We start from the raw sequence: 26556 nt of genomic DNA on the forward strand, positions 1-26556 counted from the left end.
GGCGATCGCCAGCTAACATCAAATATTGTGGGACTAATTTTTGATACGATTTTGGGAACGCCTTACAAATTTGCGTAAATTTTCGATTGATAATTCAACCGCAGATGTGAGGCACATACACACAGATGCAACGCAGATATTTTCATTCCGAGGAAAGCGATTGAGTGCCTGCAGTCATATCTAACGAACTCTCCGACTCTTAACGAGAGTGAAATCCAAACTCAGATGCTCCCAATTTATCGATCGCGTGAAGTAATTTTTTATGACATTGGAAGAACTACAGCTCAAGCTAGCAGATATCAATAACTTGGTCGCTAGTTTTCAAACATCCGCAGTTTTAGATAAATATTACTCCGAAGATATTGTGATGATTGAAGGTGACGGAACTGTTACCGAGGGTAAAGAAGCGTGCCGTCAAGGGAGAGAATATTTTTTTAATGAGATGTTGGTGGAATTTAGAGAATCAAAATTAATTAGTCAAGACATTGCTGTGGCCGCCGAAAAAGATTATGATTTTGTAGTGATCGCAAATTGGTATAATGACTTTACAACTAAAATAGACGGTCAAATAATTGACACGAAGAGCAACCAGCTCTCGATCGGCTATTGGAAGGATGGCTTAGTGGTGAAAGAGAGTTATAATTATCCAGTGGTTTCCGTGATTTAGCGATCGCCTCTTTCGCAAAACTGCAGATGTCTGCCAAAAAGGCGATCGTTTGTGCGCGACAGCAAAGCTGCAACAAGTTTTAGATGCAAACAAGCCATGATAAATTTACGCCCCGCTACCCCTGCAGATTTAAATTTATTGCGACGCTGGGACGAGCAACCTCACATAATTGTCTCAGATCCGAACGATGACTGGCACTGGGAGATAGAACTCGATCGCACTCCCGACTGGAGGGAGCAATTGATTGCTCAAATCGACAATCGCCCGATCGGATTTATCCAAATTATCGATCCGGCACTTGAGGAGAGTCACTACTGGGGTGATGATGTTGCTGCGAATCTCCGCGCTATTGACATCTGGATCGGAGAGGAGAAAGAATTGAGCAAAGGCTACGGAACACAAATGATGCAGCTTGCACTTAATCGATGTTTCGCCGACTCTGCTGTGACGGCTGTAACGATCGATCCGCTTGCGAACAATACCCGCGCCCACCGTTTCTACGAACGTTTTGGTTTCCAATTTGTGGAACCGCGACGGTTTGGCGACGATGACTGCTTTGTTTACCGCCTCAACCGAGCAGATTGGGAGAATCAAAGGGCGATCGCACCGCAGTAAAGACAGTTAGCTCAATAACTTGCTCTGGTACAGAAGCATCGCACGAGAAAAGAGGCTTTATGACAATTCCTCACCAGTCGCTTTTGATATTGAAACTTTTCGCGGTACTGGGCTGTGGCCTGATAGCCGGAGTCTTTTTCGCCTTCTCAACCTTCGTGATGAACGCCCTTGGCCGACTCCCGCCGGCGCAGGGGATTGCGGCCATGCAATCGATCAATATTGCAGTCATCAATCCATTGTTTATGACGGCGCTTTTTGGAACGGCTGCGGCTTGCATTTTTCTGGCTTTCTCCTCATTCAAATGGCCTCAAACAAGTGCTATCTATTTGCTGATCGGTAGCTTGTTGTATCTCGTCGGTACGGTGGGAGTGACGATCGCCTGTAATGTACCGCTGAACGATGCGCTGGCAAAAGTCGATCCAGGCAGTGCTGAGGGCGCGAGGCTGTGGGCCAGCTACCTTGTTAACTGGACAATCTGGAATCACATTCGATCGGCAGCAGCGCTAGCGGCATCAGCAGTCTTGGCGATCGCCCTCCGTTACCCCTGACAAAGCGACAGTCAGCCCGTTGCAGGTTGCATACCTTTCGTCCTTTCTGTTCAGAGTCGATCGCCAATCAATCAATCCTAAACGCCTTACGTTGCCTCGGTGTCAAGGGGTGAAGGAAAAAAAATTTGCCCGATCGGCCGCAATGGCGATTTTTCCGCAGTGCGATCGCTTTTGTGGCAGACTCCCCGCCGACTCAACAGCAACAAACACCCGCCCAACTAAGCTGGCAAAGCTGTAATCCGCTACAATCGGTGTTTGGTAAAGAATTTTTACGAATTCGCTGCCCTTTACAGCCATTTCGGCTTGTACTAACCAACCTGCGTGAAAATATGGATTTTGCTACTCTTGCCGCCCAGCTAAATGCTGGAACTATCTTGCCGGAGGGAATTATCATCGTCACCCTCCTGGTGGTTCTCGTAGGCGATTTAATCGTAGGCCGCAGTTCCTCTAGTTGGACTCCCTACGTGGCCGTTGCGGGTTTGCTAGCCGCCGTTGCTGCTTTGTGTTTGCAGTGGGACAACGTTAATACGATCTCGTTTCTGGGCGGTTTTAACAGCGATGCCTTGAGTTTGGTATTTCGCGGAATTATCGCTTTGACGACGGCTGTCACTATTTTGATATCCGTCCGCTACGTACTGCAAACGGGTACTGCTTTAGCGGAATTTATCTGCATTTTGCTCAGCGCTACTTTGGGGGGAATGTTCCTTTCCGGCGCTAATGAATTGGTGATGATTTTTATTTCGTTGGAAACTCTGAGTATCTCGTCTTATTTGCTGACGGGTTACACAAAACGCGACCCGCGTTCCAATGAAGCTGCTTTGAAATATTTGTTAATTGGTGCATCTTCTTCGGCGGTGTTTCTCTACGGTATTTCGCTGCTGTACGGGTTGTCTGGTGGCCAAACTACGCTAAATGCGATCGCGGCCAACCTTTCTACTGTTAATGACGGTCAATCTCTCGGTTTGGTAATTGCTTTGGTTTTTGCGATCGCCGGAATCGCCTTCAAAATCTCCGCAGTTCCCTTTCACCAATGGACACCGGACGTTTATGAAGGTTCGCCCACACCAGTTGTCGCCTTCCTTTCTGTCGGTTCCAAAGCCGCCGGTTTTGCCCTAGCAATCCGCTTGTTAACAACAGCTTTCCCCGCACTTACGCCGCAGTGGCAATTCATATTCACAGCCTTAGCCATACTCAGCATGGTGTTGGGCAATGTAGTTGCCCTCGCCCAGACTAGCATGAAGCGGCTTTTGGCTTATTCGTCGATCGCCCAAGCCGGTTTTGTAATGATTGGTTTGATTGCAGGAACCGAAGCCGGTTACTCCAGCATGATATTTTATCTGTTGATCTACCTGTTTATGAACCTAGGCGCATTCGCCTGCATCATCCTCTTCTCCCTGCGGACAGGAACCGACCAAATCAGCGAATACTCGGGCTTGTATCAAAAAGACCCGCTGCTAACTTTAGCATTAAGTATTTGCCTGCTTTCTCTCGGCGGAATTCCCCCCCTAGCAGGATTCTTCGGCAAAATCTATCTGTTCTGGGCAGGCTGGCAAGCTGGACTTTACGGCTTAGTTATCCTGGGATTAATTACCAGCGTAATTTCGATTTACTACTACATCCGCGTCGTCAAAATGATGGTAGTAAAAGAACCTCAAGAGATGTCGGATGCGGTTAAAAACTATCCCGAAGTTCGCTGGAACCTTCAGGGAATGCGGCCTTTGCAAGTCAGCGTCGTACTTACCTTGGTTGCGACAACGTTGGCTGGAATTTTGTCTAATCCTTTGTTTAACTTAGCAAACGATTCTGTCACAAAAACTCCCATGTTGCAATCGGCAATTAATCAGGTTGTACCGACTTATGCTGTGAAAGTTGAATCAAATCTCTTGTCTCGTAACAGCGATTAATTATAGCGCAATACGGTTCACTTAACATATTTGTGCCCCCGAGATTTATTGCTGCATCCCCCGGATAGTCGGGGGACGCAAGAGGGCATTCTTGTCCCCCTTTTTAAGGGGGTTATATCAAATCCTTTCTTCATCGGAATAGTAAATTAACTGTTGATTGTTGACTGTTGACTGTTAACTGTTGACTGTTGACTGTTAACAGTTAAATCATGTATGAGTGCAACCGGAATTGATATGAGGGGGAATCTATCTTCAGTGAACCGTATTGAATTATAGCGGGATTTTCAAGAGTGGAAAGCGCCTAACTTTTTCAAGTTGGGCATTTTTTTGATTTGTGCCAATTTCTACGCCTGTTTTGTCGGCTTATAGCAATTTTATAAAGTAGCGCTACATATCACCATCTCCCAACCTCATCGATGCTTTGGGGGCGCTAGGAGGGGAACATCTGGTATTTTGCAAAAAGCATTTTTTTTATTATATTGCTGTAAGGACTTGCCTATTGTATAACTTGTGAGTTATTACGCACTATAATGCAAAGCAAGATGCTCGCGGCTAAGACTTCATCCATAGCACATCTTTAGAACAATGGTATGATCGATAATATTGCTAAGTATCGAATTGTCGAGACTTTGACGGAAAAGCAGGTTTCTGACTTGATGGATTTGTACAAAAACGAGTTTTGGTGCGACAAGCGGAGGCGGGAGGATGTGGTGAAAATGCTCGCCGCTACTGATGTTATCATTGGTTTGGTCGATGAGGGCGATGGCGTCCCGCCCCGCAAGCTACGGCTAATTGGCATTACCCGCGTCCTCACCGATTTTGTGTACAGGGCGATGATTTTTGATGTGATTGTCAAGCCGACACACAGAAAAATGGGACTGGGCGCGGTATTGATGGATGCAGTTTTCAATCATCCCGAATTGCAAGCCGTGGAGAGTTTTTCGCTTAATTGTTTGCCTAAAATGATACCATTTTAGGAGCGCTGGGGTTTCACGGACGACCTGGGAGAGATTAAGTAGTAAGACACAATTAATTACACAAAACTCTGGGCTACAAGCCTTGTCTAGTAAAGAATCAGCAAAAAATCAGTGTGTAATTAATTCTGTCCAATTACTTAAGTTTATGCGGCGCAAAAACAGCTAAATTAAGCTCATTTAATGCCCAAGTTTTTCTCTAATTACATCTTCTTTAAAACCTACTAAAACAGCAGTTCCATCTTTCACAAACAGCGGACGTTTCAGCAGCATCGCATCCTTAGCAAAAGCTTCCACCCATTCTTCACCAGTCCAGTCTTTCTTGTCGTCGCCCAAAGCACGATAAGATTGACCGGAGGTATTTCGCATTGGTTTAAAGCCTAAAGTTGTCACCCATTTTTCAATTGTTTCGCGAGTTGGTGGCTGTTCTTTTGTGTTAATGAACTCGTAATTGATGCTGTTATCTTTGAGCCACTGCAAAGCTTTTTTGCAGGTTCCGCAGTTTGGAATTCCGTAAACTTGAATTGACATATATTAAGAAGGAAGAGGGAAGAAGGAAGAGGGAAGAAGGAAGAAGGAAGAGGGAAGAGGGAAGAGGGAAGAGGGAAGATTGGCAGCGGATTATGTAACGGATTTAACGGATAGAAGAAGTCAGAAGGCTTTGGTGATATAGCAGGGAAGCAATATAACAGCTTATTTTTTTAGTAATTAAGAACGTCTTAAACGTCTTGGGGGTTTCTATAAAACTAACAACTGTCAACTGCTTTCCTGCCAACTGCTTTCCTGTCAACTGCCAACTGCTTTCCTGTCAACTGCCAACTGCCAACTAACTAATGACTCTTGACTAATTTAGCTTGTTGAATCCATTGTTGCACGCGATCGACCGAAGGAGTCAAATCATTGCGCTGCATTGTCGCTACGTGCAGTCTCAGGATTTGTTGGTGCAACCTCTCCACGGGCATTTGAGCTAATTGAGCGGCAGAAGCAACGCCGGCGTGCAGCAACAGCCCGCAATACTCACAGCCGACACTGGGAATCCGAGCCAGCTCTGCCATCGCTACCCATTTATTAACTGATAGAATGTTAATGTGTAATTGATGTGCTAATAATGCTTTCGCAGCCGGTGTTTTCGTCATCCGAATTAATTGCGCGGTTGTGGTGATGCCGCATTGTTCTAGTTGAGACTGGTTTTCATTGCTCAATCCCGGCAAGTGTTCGATCGGCCAATCCCGTATTTGTACGGAATTTTTAGGAGCTTTGTGAGGAATTTTCATCTTATTTTCAGGGAATTTACTTATACTTTAAAGTCGAAAATATCAAGCCGTCAATAGATGCGATCGCTCTTGTTACAACATCTACAAAAACCCGATCGACTAATTTGGTCGATCGCCCTGTTGCTACAGGGAATGTTAATTACTTGCCGCGCAACACTTTCAGCCTTTGTTGCCTTGCTGTCTGGCAAGATTTGTTCTCAACAAATTTCCGTCTGTGGCGATCGCAAATGCGATCGAAAACACTGCGAACAAGATGATAGCAAGAAATAATATAAAGATTAGACTTTTTTCCAAATGACTGCTAAGTTTGAAGTCAAGACTTTATTTATTTTAAGAGCTAGAATTAAAGGACTGAAGTCCTTACTACCAACAAAAATCAAAATAATCTGCTGTTAGCCATGACCATTACCAAGACTGATGATATGTTAAAAGATATTTTACACCAACGGCGGCAAAAACTTGCCAGTTTAATTAATTTTCCGGTAATTCTTTGGTCTGGGCGCAGTATTCCTCGCAATTATCCGGCGCTGACTTTTCCTTTTCGCGCCAGCAGTCACTTTCTATATTTTGCAGGTTTGCAGTTAGAAAATGCTGCCATTCGCTTAGAATCTGGCAAATTAGAATTGTTCTTAGATGATGCAGATCCTAGCAGCACTCTTTGGCATGGAGAAATGCCGAAACGTGCAGAAATTGCTGAATTAATTGGGGCTGATGCTGCTTTCCCCATGACTGAATTAAAAGCGCGTTCCACAAATGCCGCCACGATCGCCCTTCAGGATAGCTTGACTCTGTTGCAACAGTCACAAATTCTCGATCGCCCCCTTGCACCGTCCAAATCGCCAACCGGCATCGATCTAGAATTAACTCAGGCAGTCATATCGCTGCGCCTGAGCCACGATGCAGCCAGTTTGGTCGAATTGCGTCAAGCTGCTGCTGTCACCGTAGCAGCACACAAAGCGGGCATGGCGGCCACAGGAAATGCTCGAATTGAAGCCGGGGTGCGCGCTGCAATGGAAAGTGTCATCATCTCGGAAAACATGACCTATGCCTATCCCAGTATCGTCACGGTACAGGGCGAAGTTCTGCACAGCGAACACTATCACAATCCGCTACAAACAGGAGATTTGCTGCTAGCAGATGTCGGTGCCGAATCGTCAATGGGATGGGCGGCAGATGTGACTCGCACTTGGCCTGTTTCGGGCAAGTTTTCGCCAACTCAAAGAGCAATTTATGATGTGGTTTTGGCAGCGCACGATGCTTGTATTGATAAAATTAGTCCGGGGGTGGAATATCAAGATATTCACCTGTTAGCTGCTCGAATTATGGCGGCAGGATTGGTGGATTTGGGTATTTTGCAGGGGAATGTTGAAGATTTGGTAGAAATGGATGCTCACGCGCTGTTTTTTGTGCACGGCATCGGGCATTTAATCGGCTTGGATGTTCACGATATGGAAGATTTGGGCGATTTGGCTGGCTATGCAGCAGGAAGAGCGAGAAGCAGTCGGTTTGGGTTGGGTTTTTTGCGGCTGAATCGTGTTTTGCGATCGGGAATGCTGGTATCGATCGAACCTGGTTTTTATCAAGTGCCGGCAATTTTGAATAACTCTGAAAATCGCGCCAAATATAAAGAATTTGTAAATTGGGACGAGTTGGAAAAATTCGCGGACGTCCGGGGCATACGCATTGAAGATGATATACTTGTTACCGAAGAGGGTAGAGAAGTATTAACAGGGAAATTACCAGCGAAAGCTCAGGAAATTGAGGAGTTAGTTGCGGTAAGTATGTAGGGATAGATCGCAAAGCGGGCGATCGTCCACAGTTCCAACAGGCTATAAAAAAATAAAGTAAGATGAACAAAGCTTGGCAAACAGGTATTTTGATGTTGGTTGAAAAACTAGCAGCGCAAGTCCAAAAATTTGCATCGCGGAGACTTGGGCGGATTTTTCGCAACCGTATATCCTCGCCGCCGCCGATGCAAGTTGCACCTTTGCCCAGCAACGAAGAAGAGAGACTAAAAGCACTTCACCGCTACCAGATTCTCGATACAGATGCCGACGAAGCTTTTGATGACTTAACAGCTTTAGCATCCTACATTTGCGGCACTCCTATTGCTTTAGTCAGCTTAATAGACGCTAACCGACAGTGGTTTAAATCAAAAGTCGGTTTGGACGCCTCAGAAACTCCTAGAGAGTTAGCATTTTGCGCTCACGCTATTTTAAATCCCAATGAATTGTTAGTTATACCCAATGCTCTAGAAGACGATCGCTTTGCGGGGAATCCGTTAGTAACTGCCAATCCCAATATTCGGTTTTATGCTGGAGCGCCGCTAGTAACTTCTGATGGTTTCCCGATCGGCACTTTGTGCGCGATAGATACAATTCCGCGCCAGCTCACTCCAGAACAATTAGAAGCGCTGCGGACGTTAGGAAGGCAAATTATTAACCAAATGGAGTTGCGAATTAATTATGCTAAATTAAAGCGCGCCCAGAGCCGGGAAAAACAAGTTGAAGCAAAACTCCGGTCTACTGACGAGCAAATTGTCAATTTTTTAGAAGGAATGAGCGATGCTTTTTTTGCTCTAGATCTCCAGTGGCGGTTTACTTACGTCAATTACAAAGCCTCGCAATTTTTGCAGCGCGTACCGGAAGAACTTTTTGGTAAAACTTTTTGGGAAGAGTTTCCCGATTTAATAAGTTCGGTATTTTATGAAGAGTGTCATCAAGCTGTAGCCAAACAAGTGGGAGTGAATTTTGAGAAATATTATCGTCCCTTAAAATTGTGGTTGGAAGTCCGGGCTTTTCCCAGTCATGACGGCATTTCTGTATTTTTTCACGACATCACTAAGCGCAAGCAGATGCAATCGGCACTCAGGAAACAACAGAAAAAAACAGAGGATTTACTGCTAAATATTTTGCCAGAACCGATCGCCGACAGGTTGAAGTACAAACCGGGAGTGATTGCAGACAAGTTTGAAAAAGCAACAATTCTTTTTGCTGACTTGGTGAATTTTACCCAAATTTCTACCACTATGCCCGCCACTCAATTAGTATACTTGCTGAATGAAATTTTCTCGATTTTCGACCAACTCAGCGAGAAGCACGGGTTAGAGAAAATCAAAACGATCGGGGACGCTTACATGATAGCGGGCGGTATTCCGATTGAACGCCCAGACCACGCAGAGGCGATCGCCGAAATGGCACTGGATATGCTAGTAGCAATTCAGGAATTAAATGTGAAGCTAGAGGCTAATTTTGAGATCCGCATCGGGATTAATAGCGGCCCGGTGGTGGCGGGGGTAATCGGCACTAAAAAATTCATTTACGATTTGTGGGGAAATGCGGTAAATACAGCCAGCCGCATGGAATCTCACGGCATACCGGGCCGCATTCAAGTCAGCCACTATACTTATAACTTGCTGCACGATAAATATGAATTTGAAGACCGGGGTGAGATCGAGATTAAAGGTAAAGGAAGAATGCAGACTTATTTCCTGACGGGCAGGAAAACAGCAAGGGAGATGAAAATAGTCGGAGATTAAATGTAGTGAAGTATGGTGCGTCAGCAGCGTAAAATTTTCGCTAAAAAATCACAATTTCGCGACTGATGCAGGCCCGGAATGAATGGTGCGTCAGTTGTGAGATTGGGAGTGTCCAATTGAGAATTATCTTGTCTGACGCACCCTACTGCTAACACTTGAAAGTACCTGATTGTTGAGGGGAATTGGGGATGCTTGTTTTGCGATCGCCTCTTAAGCCCGATCGCCAGCCAAGCAAAACAACAGTAACAGTTGTCAACAAATCAGATTATGCTATACACACGCAGAGAACTCCAAGCAATCCCAGGCGCGGTACTCGACGTTATAAAAATACTAAGTTGAAGTCCTCGGAGCCTTTAATATGGTTCAATTTCATATTCAAACAGATAGCGAGATCCCTGCATCCACACAACTATTCAATCAAATTAGGTTTGCGATCGCCTCGCGCCAGTTTCCGCCCGGACACCGCTTGCCGAGCACCAGACAACTAGCCATGCAGACTGGTTTGCACCGCAACACCATCAGCAAAGTCTACCGACAGCTCGAAAATACCGGACTTGTAGAGGCCCAAGCCGGATCGGGGATTTACGTCCGTGCTCAAGGCCACGAAGGCGGCAGTAAACTCAAATCCCCGATCCTCAATGAATACCCGCTTGCTAACCGAATAGTGCAAGAAAGTATGGATCAACTGCTGGGACAGGGCTGTACGCTCAACCAAGCCAGGGAATTATTTCTGGCCGAAATTGACTGGCGGCTCAGGTGCAGCGCCCGAGTCGTCGTCACAGCCCCCGCAGAAGACATTGGCGTGGGCGAGCTGATGGCGAAAGAACTCGAACAAGCTTTGCGGATTCCTATACAGTTGGTGGCGATGGAAGAGTTGGCTACTTTTATCGATCAAATCTCTTCTGGAACTGTAATCACGAGTCGCTATTTTATCGGACAAGCAGAATCCATCGCAGCACCCCGTTCGGTGCGAGTCATTCCCGTAGACATCTACGACTACGGCCAGGAAATCCAGCTTGTGACGGGTTTGCCGAAAGACAGTTATTTGGGTTTAGTCAGCTTGAGCCCGGGAATGTTGCGATCGACTGAAGTGATCATCCACAGCATCCGGGGCGAGGATTTGCTGGTGATGACGGCTTTGCTGTCGGATGCCTATAAGATTAACTCGATCGTGCGATCGGCGAGAACAATTTTCTGCGACCAACCGAGCTTTGCTACAGTAAAAGCGGCTATTAACGCTGCCCGAGAGGATATTATTCGTCCCCCGCAACTGATATGCTCTGAAAATTACATCGGCTCTAAGTCAATTAATTTGCTCAAGCGCGAGTTGGGTTTGGGGTAAGTCAGTTGGCAGTTGGCAGTTGGCAGTTGTTAGTTGTTAGTTGGCAGTTGGCAGTTGGCAGTTGTTATTGGTTAGTTGGCAGTTGTTAGTTGTTATTGGTTAGTTGTTATTAGCCAACAGTCAACAGCCAACAGCCAACAGTCAACAGTCATTAGTTAATTCCCATTCCCATTCCCAATGACAACTAACAACTAACTACTGACTACTAACTACTGACTACTAACTACTGACTACTGCCCAATGCCCAATGCCCAATTACCAATTAGAATTATCCATGACTATTGAAATCCAACCCTCAATTAATGTTAAAACTGCGATCGAAAGCCGACGGGCCGCGCGCAGTTTCAAGCCCGATCGAATTCCCCCAGCTATATTGGCAGAAATTTTGCGCTTGGGAGTGCGATCGCCCTCCGGTTACAACTTGCAGCCTTGGCGGTTTATCGTACTTGAAGACCAAGCCAGCAAAGAAAAATTAAAAACTTGCGCCTTCGACCAGCGCCAAGTGGTAGAAGCCCCAATCGTGTTAATCTGTTGTGGCGATCGGCGCGCCGCCGAGCCCGAAAACACCGAAGCCGTCATCGAATTGGGCAAAGCCGCAGGCGCAATGAATGACAATTTAGCCGGTTATATGCGCCAAGCAATCCCGCAATTATTCGAGAACCGTCCCTGTTTCGACTCTGTAGAAACTTGGACAAACAGACATACAATGCTCGCAGTAGCTCACTTAATGATTGCAGCTAAAAGCTTTGGAGTAGATAGTTGTCCGATGGAAGGTTTTGTCAGCGCTAAGGTGAAAGAAGCCTTTGAAATTCCAGAACAAGTAGATGTTTGCTGTTTGCTACCGCTTGGTTATGCAGCAGAACCTTTCAAACAATACGGTGGGCGTTTTGATGTGACTCAAGTTTATTACAGCGAAACCTATGGAAAAGAGTTGCAACTTGAGACTTAAGAGTTAAGATTTGAGAGTTGAGATTTGAGAGTTGAGATTTGAAGGAGTCGGTACAAGTTCAAACAAATCGGAACTACCGACAATTTCGCAATTTCACAATCCGAAATCGCAATCTAAAATCTTAACTCTCAAATCTAAAACTTGTTCTGAGCAAAGTCGAAGAATCTAAAATCGCCAGTGGTGAGAGCAGAAAGAGGAACAAAGTATGACAGTAGCAGCACGACAAAGCAAGGCACAAATTCTAGAAGTAAAGTTGCAGAAGCACTTACAAGCAGCCGGATTAAAAAAATTACCGCTTTATATCAGTTGCGATTTTAGAGATGACTCTTTAACGGTTGTCGGAGAACACCCGCGAAGTGTAGTTATCAAAGCAAAACCGACTTTTACGGTGCTAGAAGCGGCTATTCTAGAAATAGAACCAGAATCTATTGAACAGATTGGACTTTGCCTAAAAATTACCGGACAAAAACAGCCCTATGCTTTCCATTCTTTTACCATGCACAACCCTGTTTTGTCAAGACCCAGAACAGTGGAAGTGCGAAAGAAAGTCGAGGAAATACCCGCAGTAGAAACGGGGATTGTGCTAGCAACAAATGCGGCAGAGACGGCGGATGCAGCGGAGGAAATGCTGTTAGAAACAGATATTAAAGAGCAGGGAGATGATGAAGATTTTCCTGATTTGTCTGAGAGTTCCAACAATTCCGAGCCGATCGCCTTTAAGGTAGCTACAATTCCGGGAGATTTTGCAGAAAATCCCTTCAATTCGCTAGATATGGAAGCGGTAACAGTTTCTCAAACACCCAAGCATTCACCGTGGGTGCTGCTGGCGGCGGCAGGAATTGTCAGCTTGGCGGCGATAATTTTGGCAGGGGGTTATTACCTGTTGAGCCGCCCCTGTGTCATGGGAGAATGCCCTGCACTAGCTAATGCTAAACAGTTGAGCGACAATTCGATCAGGACGCTGAAAACTTCAAAGGTTGCTAACAGCCCCGAAGAAGCGCAGGAACAGTTAAAAGGGGCGATCGCCCTTTTGGAACCGATTCCAGCTTGGTCAATTCATCGCGGCGAAGCTCAAACCGCCCTGGAAAAATACCGCCAGCAAAGTCAGAATGTAAACTCTGCGATCGATGGCGCGCGCCTCGCAGAGTCAGCAGCCAGGAAAACCGGAAATCCTCCTTATTCTGCCGAGAATTGGCAGGAAGCGCAAGCTCTGTGGCAAAGCGCGATCGCCCAACTCGGAGAAATCCCCACAGACAGCCCTGTTTATCCCTACGCTCAGAAAAAAGCCAAGGAATATCGGAAGAATTTAGCCACAGGAAACAAGGAATTAGGAACAGAAAAAAAAGCCGAAAAAACCTTGAGCGAAGCCAAAAATACAGCCCAAATAGCAGAAGCTCGCGAAGCAGTAGCTCAGACAGCCGAAAGTTGGATTCAAGTACAAGCTGGTTGGGAAAAAGCCCTGGATATAATATCAGAAATTCCCAGCAATACCCAATCTTACCAACAAGGTAAACTGCTAGTTCCGAGATACGAAACGAAGCTTTCCCAAGCTCGCGAGCGCAAAAATATTGAAGGAATTTCGGAAAACGGCTACACTCAAGCAGTGAGTTTAGCAGCGGAAGCGATGATTTTTGAGGGCAAAAATGAATGGTTTAAGGCATCGGAATACTGGCGGAGAGCTTTGAGTTATGCCGAGCAAGTTCCGGCGGCCACTGCTTATTCCCAGAAAGCCAAACCACTGATTGATTCCTACACAAAATCATTGGAGCAAGCAGAAGTAAAGTTGAAGGAAGAAAGGAATCTGCAAAAAGCGCGGGCGGATTTAGATAAAACTTGCAAAGGTAAGCCGAAGATTTGCGACTATACTGTTAGCAAAGATTTGATTGCGGTGCAGATGACTTCCGATTACGTGCAGAAACTGCAACAAACTTTCATCCAAGCGGAAAACAAGAAGGCTCTGAAGACTCGTCAAGCTGTGGAAAAGCACGTTGAAACGTTGCAAAAAGCTTTGGAGGCGATCGCCGAAAACGCCAAAATTCCGATGCAGGTGTACAATGGCGAAGGCAAGCGGATTGCGAGTCACGAACCGAAGTAGCCCGGATTTGAACATATTGTAGGGTTATATCAATTCCGGTTGCACTCAGGGGGAATTGTTGACTGTTGACTGTTAACTGTTGACTGGATTTGATTATTCCTGAGTTACTCCGCAATCAATCCAGCTTGAAAAACTTGTTGTGCCGTTAATTTAAACTCTGGAAAAGTTGGAGACTCAATCCGATCGCTTCCCCGAAACAAACTCACCTCATATTCGCCGTCAACCAACCGATAAACCGATATCGTTGGTTGTTTGGGATTGCCAATAAACCGGAGGCCGCCCAAACCGAGATAATCCACAATCCAGTATTCAGGAATCCCGATTAGTTCGTATTCGCCTACTTTTTTGATGTAGTCATCTTGCCAGTTGGTACTAACTACTTCAACAACAAGCGGAATTGAGGCTCCTTGAGTCACAGTTGAAAACTTTTGCCACAGAGGTTCTGATGCTAAATTTGGGCGATTTAAGATCGGAATGTCCGGCGAATAAGCTGATTGGTTTTCCAGTGGTTTAACTAATGCTTGTTTGGGGATGAAGTAGGGAAGTTTTACCATTCTAAACTCAGCGGTTAACTCTGAGGCTAAAAAACCGATAACTTCTTCATGTTCTCCTAATGGCTGTGACATTTCAACAATCTCTCCATTGTGCAGTTCATAACGTGCATTTTCTGGCTTCCATTCCGCAAATTCTTCAAAAGTTAGCGTTTTAGTTGCTATTTGAATCATGGCTATTTCTCCTGAATTATGGCCGGGCGGGCTAGAAGCCCACCCCACAAAATAAACTCACTCTTTGTGGAACTGCATCTTGCCTGTTAGATAAAATAAGGGCAAATGCAAGTTCCTACCCATATTATATTCCCAATGCCCAATGACCTGTTTGGCCAATTCCCAATTCCCAATGCCAAATACCCAATGACCTGTTTGGCCAATGACCTGTTTGACCAATTCCCAATACCCTGCGCGGGCCAATTCCCTGTTTGGTCAATGCCCAATGCCCAATTCCCAATTATCATTTTATCAACTGTGCATCTTGATTAAAAAAACTGCGGCACAATCCCTCCGTCAACAACAGAGTTGCGATTAAAGTTGCCAGCGCTAACACAAACATAATCAAAATTTGGTAAGATGCTGCATCTATCGGGCTGACACCGCTGAGCATTTGACCTGTCATCATTCCCGGCAATGTCACAATTCCTACGACGGTCATTGTATTTAATGTGGGGATTAATCCCGCTTTGATGGCATCTTTGCGGTACTGTTTTACTGCTTGCTGCGGTGTGGAACCTAAACTTAAATGGGTTTCTATTTCTAACTGGCTGCTGTTAACTGTACTGACAAGTCTTTCACCGGCGATCGCCCCAGAGTTCATCGCATTGCCCAAAATCATCCCCGCTAGGGGAATCAAATACTGCGGTTCGTACCAGGGGTCAGGTTGCAAAATTAGCAAGTTTGTATAGCCCAAAGTCAAGGCCGTGCTAATCAAAATCGAACCCGATACTAACGGTAGTAAGTGCTTGATTTTTTTGCTGATGCGGTTGCTAGCCACCGTGCTAGCTGTTGTCAGCATGATTGCTAAAACTGCTAAAACCACCCAAGGATTTTTTCCCTCCGGGGCAAATACGACGGCCAGCACGTAGCCGACTAGGATTAGCTGGATCAGGGTGCGGCCCGCCGCGATCGCGATCGCCCCCTCCAATCCCAATCCCTGCCACGCCGAAAGCCCGATCGCGATCGCCACCATCCCCAAAGCCCAACCCAAATCAGTAAACTCTAGCTGAATTAACATCGGCGCTCTCTTTCGATCGAGTGATTGTTTGCCCCTCCAACTATAAAATATTTGAAGAAACGTTTCTCAAAAACAGTTTTGCTGCAAGAATTTGCTGTGATAATGGTTGAAATTTTTGGTGTGAAGAGTGAATAAAGTTCCCCCCCTCGACTTAAGCCAGCAGTACGCCCAGATCGGCGAGGAAATAACCGCTGCGGTGCAAAAAGTGCTCGCCTCTGGCGGCTACATAGGCGGCCCCGCCGTGAAAAGTTTTGAACTAGAATTCGCCGACTACACCGGCGTTTCCGACTGCGTTGGCTGCAACTCGGGCACGGATGCGCTGATTTTGGCCTTGCGAGCTCTCAAAATTGGCCCTAGCGATGAAGTGATTACCACTCCTTTTACTTTTTTTGCTTCGGCTGAGACAATTAGCGCCGTCGGTGCAACTCCGGTATTTGTCGATATTGACAGCGAGACTTTTAATTTGGATGTCGAACTCCTCGAAGCGGCAATTACCGAAAAAACCAAGGCAATTATGCCCGTGCACATCTTCGGTCAACCCACAGACATGACTCGGTTGATGGAAATTGCCACCAAGCATAACTTAGCCGTAATTGAAGATTGCGCCCAGTCTGTCGGGGCCCTGTGGCAGTCTCAAAAAGTCGGCAGCATCGGCCATGTCGGCTGTTTCAGCTTTTATCCGACCAAAAACTTAGGCGCTTGCGGTGACGGCGGCGCGGTGACAACAAACGATGCAGCCCTCGCAGCTTCCATGAGAATGCTCAAAGAACACGGACAGTCTTCTAGGTATTTCTACGAAGAAATCGGCTACAACAGCCGTTTAGATGCCCTGCAAGCGGTGATTCTCAGCATTAAATTGCGGTATCTCGACAGTTGGAACGCCCAGCGGCGCGAAAAAGCAGCCGTTTATAACGAATTTCTCTCCCGCGTGCCCGGAGTTGCTGTCCCCAAGGAATTGCCAGCAGCTAATGGAGTTTGGAATCAATACACAATTCGGCTGACAAGTCAAGAAGACCGGCCAAACTCCTCTGGCAATTTCCGGGACTCGGTGCGGGATCGGTTGCAGGAATCCGGCATCGGTTCGATGGTTTACTATCCGTTACCCTTGCACCTGCAACCTGTTTACAAATCTTTGGGCTATCACGTCGGTGATTTACCTGTGGCAGAGCAAGTTTGTCGCGAAGTCTTGTCTTTACCGATGTTTCCCGAACTTTCGAGGGATCAACAAGAGCGGGCGATTTATGGACTCAAAGATTGTTTGGCACATAGCCGGTAGCATCCGGTAGCTTTGGCCCGATCGCCCGATCGACAGAAACGCCCCAAAATATAGAAATTGCAGGGTTGCAGTGCCGTACTGGTGCAGCGGTCAGAGAAATATATTAAGTATTTTGACCGATCGCTTGTACTTTTATCAAAATTAATGGGTTTAAAACCCCGTCCTTGTAGGACGGCTTTGTGCTAGAATGTATATACCGAGAGCAAACAACGGATATCTTGAGAGTAAAATTCAGGCCGGGGCCGGGGCCTCCAAACGATATAAACTGGTTTGTATTTGTACCGATGGATGGTCGGGAAAGGAAACTGTCTGGGCAATCAGAGCGTCGGGGATATGTGGGTAACTACAGATCCAGATAGTGGGTGAAAAACCGCAAGGAAACAACCAGAAAATCTAAATCGTGAGGTTTAGAAGCTTTGCCCTTTTAGGGCGGAGTAATGTCACGTACTATCATTAATTAATGATAAAGAAACAAATTTAGGCTGGCAATCCGCCTAGAACGGGTGCATCTTCCGATCGCCTAAAATTGGCGATGCGATCGGTCAGTAGATTTTAGATTTTAGATTTTAGATTTACTTGCAACTCGGTAAATCACCGAAGCAGCAACTAAAGTCTCAAATTTTGGAATCGACTTTTTAGGGCGAGTCAACAATGGGAGCATCTCATTTTCGCACAAACGATGTTTTTTTACAGTGCGATCGTCCCCGCTGGCGTGCTTGACAAAGATCGCGAGCGGGGACGATCGCACTACTACAAATGCAAAAATGAGATGCTCCCGTCAACAATAGACAAGGAAGAAGAAACAAGGAAAAGGGAAAAAGGAAGAAGTCAAACGCAAACAAAATTTTAATTTTATAACTTTTAACTTCCCATCCCCGATGCCCGATGCCCGATGCCCGATTTCAAATTTTCAATTTAACCTGCCATTTTCATAAAATAAGAGGAAAATAAACGAGTGCCTCAGTATCAATTCACTCAGGCTAGACGCTACGATCCACAAGAGATCGCTAAGTATTACCGCAAACGTCCTTGGAAAGCAATTTGGCGAGCAATTACCGTTATTTGGTCTTTTGCAGGCTTCGTGCTGGGGATGCTGTGGGACAGTTGGCAGCACGAAGCCGCAGCACACCAGCCGGAACGCGCCACCCATCTACGACAAATACTCACTCGCTTGGGCCCCACTTTCATTAAAGTCGGCCAAGCCCTTTCTACCAGACCGGATTTGATCCGCAAAGACTTTCTCGAAGAATTGATCAAACTTCAGGATCAATTGCCACCCTTTGATTCGGTGCGCGCTTTCGAGATTATTGAAGCGGAACTCGATCGCCCCATTAGCGAAACCTACAGCGAAATCTCCCCCGAACCTGTCGCCGCCGCCAGTCTCGGTCAAGTATACAAAGCCCGTCTCATGACCGGAGAAGCAGTCGCCGTCAAAGTTCAGCGACCCAACTTGCTACCAATCTTGAGCCTCGACCTTTACTTAATGCGCTGGGCCGCTGGATGGTTAGCCCCCTTGCTGCCGCTCAATCTCGGCCACGACCTCTCTTTAATAGTCGATGAATTCGGCATTAAACTATTCGAGGAAATTGACTATATCAACGAAGGTCGCAACGCCGAAAAATTTGCCACAAATTTTGCCGACGACCCCACAGTAAAAGTTCCGAGTATCTACTGGCGCTATACTTCACCGTGCGTTCTCACCCTAGAATGGATTGACGGCATCAAACTGACAGACATCGCAAGCGTCAAAGCAGCAGGCTTGGACACCGATAGCTTAATTGAAGTCGGAGTCCGCAGCGGTTTGCGGCAGTTGCTAGAACACGGATTTTTTCACGCTGACCCCCATCCGGGAAATTTGTTTGCCTTAGCGGACGGCCGCATGGCTTACATCGATTTTGGGATGATGGATCAGATGGAAGAAACAACCAAAGAAAGCTTAGTTGATTCTGTCGTTCATTTAATCAACAAAGATTACTTACAGTTAGCCCAGGATTTTGTCAAACTCGGCTTTTTGACGCCAGACACAGACATTATGCCGATCGTCCCGGCCCTAGAATCTGTACTCGGCGATATAGTCGGCGAAAAGGTGTCAGATTTTAACTTCAAGACGATTACAGACCAGTTTTCGGAATTGATGTACGATTATCCTTTCCGAGTGCCCGCGAAATTTGCCTTAATCATTCGCTCTCTCGTGACAGAAGAAGGTTTAGCCCTGACGCTGAATCCCGATTTCAAGATAGTCGAGGTTGCCTATCCTTACGTAGCGCGCCGATTGTTAAACGGAGAATCTCCAGCATTGCGCCGTCGCCTGATTGAGGTATTATTCAAAGATGGCAAATTCCAGTGGAACAGATTAGAGGACATGATCGCGATCGCCAGATCCGATCGCAGTTTCGACCTGCTACCCACCGCCCAACTAGGCATACAATTCTTGCTGTCAGAAGAAGGATCGTTTTTGCGTCGCCAATTGATATTAGCTTTGATTGAAGACGATCGCCTCCACACAGCAGAAGTTAGCAGCCTTTGGAACCTAGTCAAAGAAGACTTGCAACCAAGTCGCCTGTTCAACGTTGCTCTAGACGCTTTAACAGAGCTTTCCACAGCAGGAACAGCCGCCCTAACTCGATTTTAGTCAGTAGTCATTAGTCAGTAGTCATTAGTCATTAGCGACTTGTGCTGAGCGAAGACGCTTTAACAGAGCTTTCCACAGCAGGAACAGCCGCCCTAACTCGATTTTAGTCAGTAGTCATTAGTCAGTAGTCATTAGTCATTAGCGACTTGTGCTGAGCGAAGCCGAAGCAAGTCGAATGGTGGTCATTAGTTATAAATCAAAAGACAACTACTAATGACCAGTTAACTTTTTTGACCACAAAAAAGTCCCGAATACGCAAATTTCAAAATGCAGAAAATAGAGGCGAAAATAATTTCCTTCTAACTACTAACTACTAACTACTAACTACTAACTACTAACTACTAACTACTGACTACTGACTACTGACAAATTTTCCATTACCAAAACTAAGGAATTATTCGTGTATTATTTTCCCGAACCTCCATATTTTTTAATGAGCGCTGGATTGCTAGCAGGTATGGCATCAGGCTTAGCTTTTGAAGCAACACTCAAACAAGCAGTGCAGCAGTGGTCAAAAAATCGCTCTACTCGTACTCTCGCTAACCTGCCAAGGTTGCAATTATCCATACCTTTCATCGGAATGGCCGGGGGAATTTGCGTATTTTTAGCTTCGGGAGTGGAGATTTTTGGCTTCCCAAAATTACTTTCTTATGCTCTAGCTTTACCTCTCACACTACTCACCGCGTGGTTGGTTTGGACTCAGCTAAACAAACTTTTAATCGAACTCGAACGCGGAGGTTCTCAAGCGCTCGATTTAGATTCATTTGAACAATAAACTTCTTAAACCGCAGACAAACGCGAATCACACAGATAAAAACCCATCAGCGTTTATCAGTGTTAATCTGCAAACATCTGCGGTTCAAAAAAACAATCAAACTAATCACCATCAATCCCAAAATTTCGCAACTTAAACATAATATTATTAATTTTTTTAACTACCCAACTTTTGAAATTTCTACCCAAACGAACCAACAAATTGGGAGGCGCGAGATTTGGGAGTTTTTCCGGCGAATTCAAATAGCGGTAGTGCAGAAACACCTCTCGGTAGGGAATCTCAATATCTTCCCCAGCACACAATCGAGTAAACTTGGCAGCCGAAATGCTCATGTAGTGCAAGTAAGTCAGCCGCCGTCCTTTGTCGTATAAAACATAATCTATCACATCAAATTTAGAAGACCAATGATTGCCCGTTACCCGTGCAGGTTGATGATACGCAAAGTTATAAAAAGAGATTTTGCTGCGGGCTACTAAATAGTTCAATAAAGATTGGTCAGATGCACTCAAACACATAATTTCCGCTTCTCCTGATGTTAAGTTGTCTAACAGTTGGACAGAATTTTCTCTATTAAATATTTCTTTTTTTGAAGCAAATAAACCTGTACAAAAAGTATGAGATGGCAGTTGGTCTATATTGAAAATATGTGGCAATTTATCTGATGATAAATCAAACACATAATTGAGGTCGGATTTGTACTGAAAATCGTTTGCTACCCAATCAAATTCATCAAGTTTGTGATAAATGTAATCCAGAGAACCCATTAACAGAGTGTCAGCGTCAAAATATACAAATTTGTCAAAAGGCCCGTCAAAACAGCATAATTTCCGATGCCTGGTCAAACAGTGAACTGGTTTCAAACCTTTAGCTTGCCAAACTTTTTGAGCTTTGGCGTGAGATGTCCAAGCTTGAGTTGCAAAGTCTTCCCAGAAATAAATTGAATCGGTGTTGTCAAAGAGGGTGACATTAGAACGAATTGCAATTTCTACTCGCACTTTTTTCAGCCTATCATCATAGGGAATAATACAAACGGGAATATCTTTTGCCCCATTGACTTCGAGACTGTTTAACAAAGCAACTAAGTGGTCGAAAACAACATCGTTTGCTAGAATATAAATGCCATCAGTCATAGTTTTTTAGTTAATAAGTAACCCAGCGCATATATATTTCTTTTTAGGTGCGGGCAAGATGCCCACACTACAAGAAATAAAATTTATAGATTGTGGAACAGGCAAGATGCCTGTTCTTCAAACCTTGTTGATAATGATACAACATATAATTTTATACTCACCTAGTTAAAACACGAAATAATTTTTGCACTAAATTTGGTTTTTCCTCTTCCTCATGAAGGTAACGATAATGTTTCCACAATTCCCAATAAGGACTACCCGATTTAATTGGTATCCCAGCCCAGTGCAGATATTTTAACTTTTTGCCTTTGTCATAAAGCAGGTAATCTATTTCTTGAAAATGTTTAGAACCAGCCCAGCTTCCTGGTTCTGCGGCTGAAGTTTTTACCAGATTGCAGCGCTTGGGAATTAACTTAAGAATCATGTAATTTAGTATAGGTTGGTCTGTGACATTTTGAGTAAAATCGAAATATTCTCGATGCTGCGCGCATTCTCGCAAAATATTGTACATTTGCGATTCGGTAATAGTTCCTTTTCTGGAAGCCCAAAAACCGCTGTTAAAGACATCTTGAAGCTGTGAGTCGGTAAATATATTCTGTTCTTTTATGACAGGTGAAAATACATTTCGCAGTTTCTCGCTGAGGTGGTGATAGTCGCAGCAAAAAAAGTCTACTTCTGAGAGTTTGTTTAAGTTGGCTGCGATGTCTTCAAAAACGATGATATCGGTATCGATGTACAAAAATTCGTCGAGGGGGCCAAACCAGGCGCAGAGTTTCCGCATTTTGTTGGGAAGGGCTAGAAAAGTGCGATCGAACGTTTGGCCAATTTCTCTGGTAAACTGTTCCACAAACTCCAGATTTGGGAACAATCGCACCTTGTAGAGGCTGCTGAGTGCGGCCGCGACTTGCTGATAATTGTCGTCAAACGGGATCAGAAAAATTGGTACTTGACAATTGTACAGACGTATGCTTGCGATAAGGGCGATCGCGCTTTCCATCACCCTATCATTAGCAACAATATAAATACCGCGACTCACATCAAATCCATTAACATCAGAATAACTCATCTCTCTTCTCTCTCAGCGTTCTCTGCGTCCTCTGCGGTTTAACAATCAAACATTTATCCTCAACCTTCTCAATACCCTGGTTAACAAATTCGACCGAGAAACCTCAGTATAAGACTTAGGCGCTTGGGTAAAAACCGGACGCTTTTCCGGTTCCCGGAGATAGCGGTAATGCAGAAACAAATCGCCATAGGGAAACTCAATATTTTCCCCCGCACAAACTCTCCGAATCAAATCCGGTGGCACGCCAATATAATGAATGTAAGTAAGTCGGTTTCCCTTGTCGTACAAAATATTATTATCGCGTTCTTCAAAATGTTGGGAAGTCACGCTGCACCCGGTTTTCTCCCCATCCGGGAGGCTACAAGCAAAATTATAGCTCTTCAGGCCCGTTTTCATCACCATATAATTGAGCAACGGCTGTTCTCCCGCACCTGCATAGAGAATTTCCGCCTCGCCCGATTGCAGTTGAGCTAACAGCCATTCCCTAGTATTTTGCTCAAACAATCCTTGCTTGCTGGCGTAAAATCCCGAACAAAATATTTCCGAATCAATCCGATTTTGCTCAAAAACTTCGAGCAGTTTTGGTGACTGAATATTGTATACTTTAGTTGGAAATAGAAATTGAAAATCATAAACCACAAAATCCGATTCCTCTAACTTCTGAAAAACCGCATCAAGGGAATTCATAACTAAAGTATCCGCATCCATATAGATAAACTTCTCAAACGGCCCGTCGAAAGCGCAAAAACGACGGTGTGCGCCGTAAAGCCGGAATTTTTGGCGATTCAAGCGCTCTGGTGCGGCTGCTTCCATGAATTTGTCCCATCGCTGAATTGAGGCGCTCTCTTCATAAATAAAGACGTTGGGACGGTTAACAATTTCAGTTTTAATTTGCTCTATTTGGTCGTCGAAAGGATAAATACAGACAGGAGTATGGGAGCCTAAGATAACTTCAATACTGTTGAGCAAGGCAATTAGTTGGTCGTAAACTATGTCGTTGGCAAGCGTGCAAATTCCATTCATATCTATTAGTCCGCGTAGGCGGACTTTGTTGGTGTAGTTGCGGTTTCAACCGCCGAATTATCTGTCATTGCCCTATTTCCTAAGATACAAAATTAGACAGCCAATTCAGCAAGTTCAATTCGTGGAGAATGATTTGCCTCGCTTCCGCAATTTTCTCCCTCGCTTCATGCCAATAATCCGCATTAGCCACAACCTCTTTAATAAATTGTACTCCTTTTTCATCCAAACTCGGCAGCCGCAGAAAACTCCCCGCAGGCAACAACTTATCCGCCGAACCGCCGTAATAAATTGGCAAACACCAACCTAACAAAGCATCCCAAAGTTTTTCGCTGACATACAAATCGTTTTCAGCATAATTCTCAATAGCTAAGTTGTAATAGTACGGTGCGACGGCGTGCCATTTATTGTTAACAGTGCCGTTTCCCTGCGCCCAAGTTGGCAAGTTTCGCCCGTAAAGGTCAAAATCTAATTTTTGTTGTTGCAGCAATTTGATAAAATCTAATCGCTGTCGGTGGTTGGCGCTGCGGCTAACACCTGAAGTTATCCAAGAACATAATTTAGTTTTCGGCGGCGCAGGCATTTCATTCAGTTCTCGAAACGAGTTAGAGTGATACCAAATCGCGGGCATATAATCAGGTGTTGGTGCAAAATTATCGGGCCCAGAAACGTAACCGCAATAAATTTTTGCTTGTTCGTAGTTGGTTTTGGTAATTTCAATAACTTCTGGTAATGGCGGCTCTCTGATTAGATAAATAATCCGTTCTTGGGGAACGTTGCGTAATTTATATCGAATGTCATTTTCTGGTTTTAGGTGCCTGTAATTTCGTATTTTATCCATCCACGATGGCTGTTTTCGTTGTCGGGGAAAGTCGAATTGATACATGAGCAAAAAGTCTGGTTCTGGGTGGTTGGCAAGCATTTGAATATTTCCCCATTTACCGAAGTTGTGGGGAGTTTGTTGCCACAGCCAGTCGCTTTGACTCATCCCTGGGTATGTGGTGATTGTGCCGATGATTTTTGGGTTCATTGCTCTCTGAGTCCGCGTAGGCGGACTTTGTTTGTTTAGTCGCGGTTTCAACCGCCGGAGCTAGGAATAGCTAATTTAAAATTATACAAAACTAATTAATAAGTTGCGATCGCACTTCGTCATCCACATAACTCAAAATCCTCTCAATCCGATTTTCCCACGAAAATTGATTGACAAATTTCAATGTTTCTGCATAACCTTCCACCTGCCTCGGATACTTGGTCAAACAATCTCGAATGCTTTGTGCAAACTGCTGCGGGTTATCCGGTTCGCACCAAATTGCTGCAATATTTCCAGATTTAAATTCCATCAAAGATGCAATCTCCGTCGCTACGATCGCAGTACCCGACGCCATATAATCGAAGAACTTCAAAGGAGATGTGAATGTCGCGGCTTCTGTCAAACAGTGAGGGTGAGTCAAAACATCCGCAGCTTGCAACAAGCTAGCCAGTTGATTTTGAGGCAGGTATCCGAGAAAATTAATGTTGTTAACTTGCTTCTCTTTAGCTAATTTCCGGTATGCTGTGACTTGGGATGAATCCCCACCGGCGATCGCAAATTGAACATCCGGCAATTCCTCGGCCACATCCACCAGCATATCGACACCTTTAAATGGGTAAAGTCCCCCCGCATAAACTGCTAAATGCTGCCTGTCACCTGCTAATAATTGCTGCCGCCAATTATCGGCTGCTGCTGCTTGTCTCGCGAGAAACAAATGGTTAAAACCGTTGTGCAGCGTAATTACTTTTTCTGGCGGCATCCCATTCTCAATCATGCTGTCTCGAACAGTATCTGCAACAGTTACAGCAATTTGAAATAGAGGATTGCTCACAATTTCTGGTGCAAATTTCTTGTCTTCATGGTGGTGCTGTTCGTAGATAGCGGGAATTCCGTTTTTAATAGCAGCTTTGACAAAGTTCCAGTCGCGGCTGTGGACGATTTTAGTTGATTTTAGCAGGTGAATTGGTAAATAATATTTACAAACTATGGTACTCGCATTCGTCCACTTGTTGTCCCAAAAATCGAGGTGAGGCACTGGCAAATCTGCTACTTTTAATTTTTCCTCAAGATTGTAGATTTTGGCAAGTTTGTCATCGGGTTTTCTCGGTTGAAAAGGAAAAAGTAAATCAACCGGGTTTGAAGCACTCAAGCCTTTGCGGAGGTATACCAAAACTGCTGGATAACCCAGATTTGCTGCAGCGTTGGCAGAGTGTGCAACTTGAACTAAGCTTGCTATATTGGGTTGCGGCAAGACATTTCTGGTAAAAAATACATAATATTTAGACATGGGAATTGTTGATTGTTGACTGTTGACTGTTGACTGTTAGCTGTTAGCTGTTAGCTGTTAGCTGTTAGCTAATAACTAAGTTTTTGTGGCATTTAAACTGTATGTCAAAAAAATAAAACTCTTGTGGGGTGGGCATCATGCCCGCCCTGAATATACAATAGGTCTCTTGCAAAATAATTTTATTCTATAATTAAACGTTTGACTTAAGTGGAGCAGATTGCAGGTTATCCACATTCCGCAGATGTGATTATCTTACGGGTAGTTTTCAAAAATCAAAGCCATCACACTTTTTTTAGTCTAACTCTTTTAACTTTAATTTATATTTTTTATGAGAATTAGTAGACAATATCTCAAGTGTATCCGCTCAATAAATCGGGGTAACAGTAAAAAAAGAAGGTTCACAATCTAGATACAGCATGGTATAATATGACATATCTTTAATCATAAAATAAAGAATGTAATAGTCTTTTTTAGCCACTAAAGTCACAATTAACCGTGGGTTTATACGACACTTACTACAGGAATCAAGAGCCAATAATTCAGAGCCTTTATATTTTTTTGAATTTCTTCAATCAATACTTCGGACAGTTTTTAAGCAGCAAGAGTACCATAGGATAGGACTGACGAGAGGTTAGGGTGATTTAAAAT

General features: G+C 44.7%; 24 protein-coding genes. 14 read left to right on the top strand and 10 right to left on the bottom strand.

The window, feature by feature from the left end; all coding sequences use genetic code 11:
• The first annotated feature begins 262 nt into the window (after positions 1 to 262).
• From QUA01_RS22765 to QUA01_RS22775, 3 genes are all read left to right on the top strand, one after another.
• Positions 263 to 667: a hypothetical protein gene (locus QUA01_RS22765; RefSeq protein WP_333092533.1), complete on the top strand. Its 405-nt coding sequence runs from the start codon at positions 263 to 265 to the stop codon at positions 665 to 667.
• A 96-nt stretch (positions 668 to 763) separates the two neighbouring features.
• Positions 764 to 1282, top strand: a complete 519-nt coding sequence (locus QUA01_RS22770; RefSeq protein WP_333092534.1) for a GNAT family N-acetyltransferase — start codon at positions 764 to 766, stop codon at positions 1280 to 1282.
• Between the two features lie 203 nt (positions 1283 to 1485).
• A complete protein-coding gene (locus tag QUA01_RS22775) occupies positions 1486 to 1830 on the top strand; it encodes an anthrone oxygenase family protein (RefSeq protein WP_333092536.1) in 345 nt (114 codons plus the stop codon).
• Positions 1831 to 1932: 102 nt separating this feature from the next.
• Here QUA01_RS22775 and QUA01_RS22780 read toward each other — a convergent pair whose 3' ends face one another.
• Entirely contained in the window at positions 1933 to 2127 is a 195-nt protein-coding gene (locus tag QUA01_RS22780; protein WP_333092538.1) for a hypothetical protein, read from the bottom strand.
• Positions 2128 to 2159: 32 nt separating this feature from the next.
• Here QUA01_RS22780 and QUA01_RS22785 point away from each other — a divergent pair, with 32 nt between their 5' ends.
• Together QUA01_RS22785 and QUA01_RS22790 are read left to right on the top strand one after the other, a co-directional pair.
• Positions 2160 to 3734, top strand: coding sequence for an NAD(P)H-quinone oxidoreductase subunit N (locus tag QUA01_RS22785; RefSeq protein WP_333092539.1), 1575 nt, complete (start codon positions 2160 to 2162; stop codon positions 3732 to 3734).
• A gap of 590 nt (positions 3735 to 4324) precedes the next feature.
• Complete coding sequence (locus tag QUA01_RS22790) at positions 4325 to 4711, top strand: GNAT family N-acetyltransferase (protein ID WP_333092540.1); 387 nt, start codon at positions 4325 to 4327, stop codon at positions 4709 to 4711.
• 177 nt (positions 4712 to 4888) lie between these two features.
• On the opposite strand, the gene QUA01_RS22795 is transcribed toward QUA01_RS22790, so the two are convergent.
• Both QUA01_RS22795 and QUA01_RS22800 read right to left on the bottom strand, forming a co-directional pair.
• Positions 4889 to 5239: a Spx/MgsR family RNA polymerase-binding regulatory protein gene (locus QUA01_RS22795; protein WP_333092541.1), complete on the bottom strand. Its 351-nt coding sequence runs from the start codon at positions 5237 to 5239 to the stop codon at positions 4889 to 4891.
• Between the two features lie 299 nt (positions 5240 to 5538).
• Positions 5539 to 5982 (bottom strand): DUF4332 domain-containing protein, encoded by a 444-nt coding sequence (locus QUA01_RS22800; protein WP_333092542.1) that lies wholly within the window; start codon positions 5980 to 5982, stop codon positions 5539 to 5541.
• A 57-nt stretch (positions 5983 to 6039) separates the two neighbouring features.
• Between QUA01_RS22800 and QUA01_RS22805 the strand changes: the two genes are divergently transcribed.
• From QUA01_RS22805 to QUA01_RS22830, 6 genes are all read left to right on the top strand, one after another.
• Positions 6040 to 6252 (top strand): hypothetical protein, encoded by a 213-nt coding sequence (locus QUA01_RS22805; RefSeq protein WP_333092543.1) that lies wholly within the window; start codon positions 6040 to 6042, stop codon positions 6250 to 6252.
• Between the two features lie 128 nt (positions 6253 to 6380).
• Positions 6381 to 7769 (top strand): aminopeptidase P family protein, encoded by a 1389-nt coding sequence (locus QUA01_RS22810; RefSeq protein ID WP_333092544.1) that lies wholly within the window; start codon positions 6381 to 6383, stop codon positions 7767 to 7769.
• 185 nt (positions 7770 to 7954) lie between these two features.
• The gene (locus tag QUA01_RS22815; RefSeq protein WP_442921577.1) at positions 7955 to 9520 is read left to right on the top strand and encodes an adenylate/guanylate cyclase domain-containing protein; all 1566 of its coding nucleotides are present in this window, start codon (positions 7955 to 7957) and stop codon (positions 9518 to 9520) included.
• A gap of 358 nt (positions 9521 to 9878) precedes the next feature.
• A complete protein-coding gene (locus QUA01_RS22820) occupies positions 9879 to 10862 on the top strand; it encodes a GntR family transcriptional regulator (RefSeq protein WP_333092546.1) in 984 nt (327 codons plus the stop codon).
• 274 nt (positions 10863 to 11136) lie between these two features.
• Positions 11137 to 11811 (top strand): nitroreductase family protein, encoded by a 675-nt coding sequence (locus tag QUA01_RS22825; protein WP_333092547.1) that lies wholly within the window; start codon positions 11137 to 11139, stop codon positions 11809 to 11811.
• Positions 11812 to 12016: 205 nt separating this feature from the next.
• Positions 12017 to 13906, top strand: coding sequence for a hypothetical protein (locus QUA01_RS22830; RefSeq protein WP_333092548.1), 1890 nt, complete (start codon positions 12017 to 12019; stop codon positions 13904 to 13906).
• Positions 13907 to 14010: 104 nt separating this feature from the next.
• Here the strand turns inward: QUA01_RS22830 and QUA01_RS22835 are convergent, their stop codons facing one another.
• Both QUA01_RS22835 and QUA01_RS22840 read right to left on the bottom strand, forming a co-directional pair.
• Positions 14011 to 14631 carry a Uma2 family endonuclease gene (locus QUA01_RS22835; RefSeq protein ID WP_333092550.1) on the bottom strand — a complete coding sequence of 207 codons (621 nt, stop codon included), beginning with the start codon at positions 14629 to 14631 and terminating at the stop codon, positions 14011 to 14013.
• A 283-nt stretch (positions 14632 to 14914) separates the two neighbouring features.
• Entirely contained in the window at positions 14915 to 15691 is a 777-nt protein-coding gene (locus QUA01_RS22840) for an ABC transporter permease (RefSeq protein ID WP_333092551.1), read from the bottom strand.
• Positions 15692 to 15818: 127 nt separating this feature from the next.
• On the opposite strand from QUA01_RS22840, the gene QUA01_RS22845 reads away from it, so the two are divergent.
• The 3 genes from QUA01_RS22845 (at position 15819) to QUA01_RS22855 (ending at position 20374) form a co-directional block, all read left to right on the top strand.
• Positions 15819 to 16967 carry a DegT/DnrJ/EryC1/StrS family aminotransferase gene (locus QUA01_RS22845; RefSeq protein WP_333092553.1) on the top strand — a complete coding sequence of 383 codons (1149 nt, stop codon included), beginning with the start codon at positions 15819 to 15821 and terminating at the stop codon, positions 16965 to 16967.
• Between the two features lie 955 nt (positions 16968 to 17922).
• Entirely contained in the window at positions 17923 to 19599 is a 1677-nt protein-coding gene (locus tag QUA01_RS22850; protein ID WP_333092555.1) for an ABC1 kinase family protein, read from the top strand.
• Between the two features lie 433 nt (positions 19600 to 20032).
• On the top strand, positions 20033 to 20374 hold the full coding sequence (locus QUA01_RS22855) for a hypothetical protein (protein ID WP_228042488.1): 342 nt from the start codon (positions 20033 to 20035) through the stop codon (positions 20372 to 20374).
• 101 nt (positions 20375 to 20475) lie between these two features.
• Here QUA01_RS22855 and QUA01_RS22860 read toward each other — a convergent pair whose 3' ends face one another.
• The 5 genes from QUA01_RS22860 to QUA01_RS22880 form a co-directional block, all read right to left on the bottom strand.
• The gene (locus tag QUA01_RS22860) at positions 20476 to 21504 is read right to left on the bottom strand and encodes an Npun_R2821/Npun_R2822 family protein (RefSeq protein WP_333092558.1); all 1029 of its coding nucleotides are present in this window, start codon (positions 21502 to 21504) and stop codon (positions 20476 to 20478) included.
• A 157-nt stretch (positions 21505 to 21661) separates the two neighbouring features.
• On the bottom strand, positions 21662 to 22540 hold the full coding sequence (locus QUA01_RS22865; protein ID WP_333092564.1) for an Npun_R2821/Npun_R2822 family protein: 879 nt from the start codon (positions 22538 to 22540) through the stop codon (positions 21662 to 21664).
• Positions 22541 to 22615: 75 nt separating this feature from the next.
• Positions 22616 to 23593 carry an Npun_R2821/Npun_R2822 family protein gene (locus tag QUA01_RS22870; protein ID WP_333092559.1) on the bottom strand — a complete coding sequence of 326 codons (978 nt, stop codon included), beginning with the start codon at positions 23591 to 23593 and terminating at the stop codon, positions 22616 to 22618.
• A gap of 79 nt (positions 23594 to 23672) precedes the next feature.
• On the bottom strand, positions 23673 to 24620 hold the full coding sequence (locus QUA01_RS22875; protein ID WP_333092560.1) for a glycosyltransferase family 10 domain-containing protein: 948 nt from the start codon (positions 24618 to 24620) through the stop codon (positions 23673 to 23675).
• A 91-nt stretch (positions 24621 to 24711) separates the two neighbouring features.
• Positions 24712 to 25908, bottom strand: coding sequence for a glycosyltransferase family 4 protein (locus QUA01_RS22880; protein WP_333092561.1), 1197 nt, complete (start codon positions 25906 to 25908; stop codon positions 24712 to 24714).
• Positions 25909 to 26556: the final 648 nt, after the last annotated feature.

Origin of the sequence: Microcoleus sp. S36a_B3 (genome assembly GCF_036700745.1) — a bacterium.
GTDB lineage: Bacteria > Cyanobacteriota > Cyanobacteriia > Cyanobacteriales > Microcoleaceae > Microcoleus.

What these genes read in the sequence shown, in the direction of transcription:
- QUA01_RS22765 (WP_333092533.1), top strand. Translation starts at nt 263, where the DNA reads ATGACATTGGAAGAACTACAGCTCAAGCTAGCAGATATCAATAACTTG.
- QUA01_RS22770 (WP_333092534.1), top strand. Translation starts at nt 764, where the DNA reads ATGATAAATTTACGCCCCGCTACCCCTGCAGATTTAAATTTATTGCGA.
- QUA01_RS22775 (WP_333092536.1), top strand. Translation starts at nt 1,486, where the DNA reads ATGCAATCGATCAATATTGCAGTCATCAATCCATTGTTTATGACGGCG.
- QUA01_RS22780 (WP_333092538.1), bottom strand. Translation starts at nt 2,127, where the DNA reads ATGGCTGTAAAGGGCAGCGAATTCGTAAAAATTCTTTACCAAACACCG.
- QUA01_RS22785 (WP_333092539.1), top strand. Translation starts at nt 2,160, where the DNA reads ATGGATTTTGCTACTCTTGCCGCCCAGCTAAATGCTGGAACTATCTTG.
- QUA01_RS22790 (WP_333092540.1), top strand. Translation starts at nt 4,325, where the DNA reads ATGATCGATAATATTGCTAAGTATCGAATTGTCGAGACTTTGACGGAA.
- QUA01_RS22795 (WP_333092541.1), bottom strand. Translation starts at nt 5,239, where the DNA reads ATGTCAATTCAAGTTTACGGAATTCCAAACTGCGGAACCTGCAAAAAA.
- QUA01_RS22800 (WP_333092542.1), bottom strand. Translation starts at nt 5,982, where the DNA reads ATGAAAATTCCTCACAAAGCTCCTAAAAATTCCGTACAAATACGGGAT.
- QUA01_RS22805 (WP_333092543.1), top strand. Translation starts at nt 6,040, where the DNA reads ATGCGATCGCTCTTGTTACAACATCTACAAAAACCCGATCGACTAATT.
- QUA01_RS22810 (WP_333092544.1), top strand. Translation starts at nt 6,381, where the DNA reads ATGACCATTACCAAGACTGATGATATGTTAAAAGATATTTTACACCAA.
- QUA01_RS22815 (WP_442921577.1), top strand. Translation starts at nt 7,955, where the DNA reads ATGCAAGTTGCACCTTTGCCCAGCAACGAAGAAGAGAGACTAAAAGCA.
- QUA01_RS22820 (WP_333092546.1), top strand. Translation starts at nt 9,879, where the DNA reads ATGGTTCAATTTCATATTCAAACAGATAGCGAGATCCCTGCATCCACA.
- QUA01_RS22825 (WP_333092547.1), top strand. Translation starts at nt 11,137, where the DNA reads ATGACTATTGAAATCCAACCCTCAATTAATGTTAAAACTGCGATCGAA.
- QUA01_RS22830 (WP_333092548.1), top strand. Translation starts at nt 12,017, where the DNA reads ATGACAGTAGCAGCACGACAAAGCAAGGCACAAATTCTAGAAGTAAAG.
- QUA01_RS22835 (WP_333092550.1), bottom strand. Translation starts at nt 14,631, where the DNA reads ATGATTCAAATAGCAACTAAAACGCTAACTTTTGAAGAATTTGCGGAA.
- QUA01_RS22840 (WP_333092551.1), bottom strand. Translation starts at nt 15,691, where the DNA reads ATGTTAATTCAGCTAGAGTTTACTGATTTGGGTTGGGCTTTGGGGATG.
- QUA01_RS22855 (WP_228042488.1), top strand. Translation starts at nt 20,033, where the DNA reads ATGAGCGCTGGATTGCTAGCAGGTATGGCATCAGGCTTAGCTTTTGAA.
- QUA01_RS22860 (WP_333092558.1), bottom strand. Translation starts at nt 21,504, where the DNA reads ATGACTGATGGCATTTATATTCTAGCAAACGATGTTGTTTTCGACCAC.
- QUA01_RS22870 (WP_333092559.1), bottom strand. Translation starts at nt 23,593, where the DNA reads ATGAATGGAATTTGCACGCTTGCCAACGACATAGTTTACGACCAACTA.
- QUA01_RS22875 (WP_333092560.1), bottom strand. Translation starts at nt 24,620, where the DNA reads ATGAACCCAAAAATCATCGGCACAATCACCACATACCCAGGGATGAGT.
- QUA01_RS22880 (WP_333092561.1), bottom strand. Translation starts at nt 25,908, where the DNA reads ATGTCTAAATATTATGTATTTTTTACCAGAAATGTCTTGCCGCAACCC.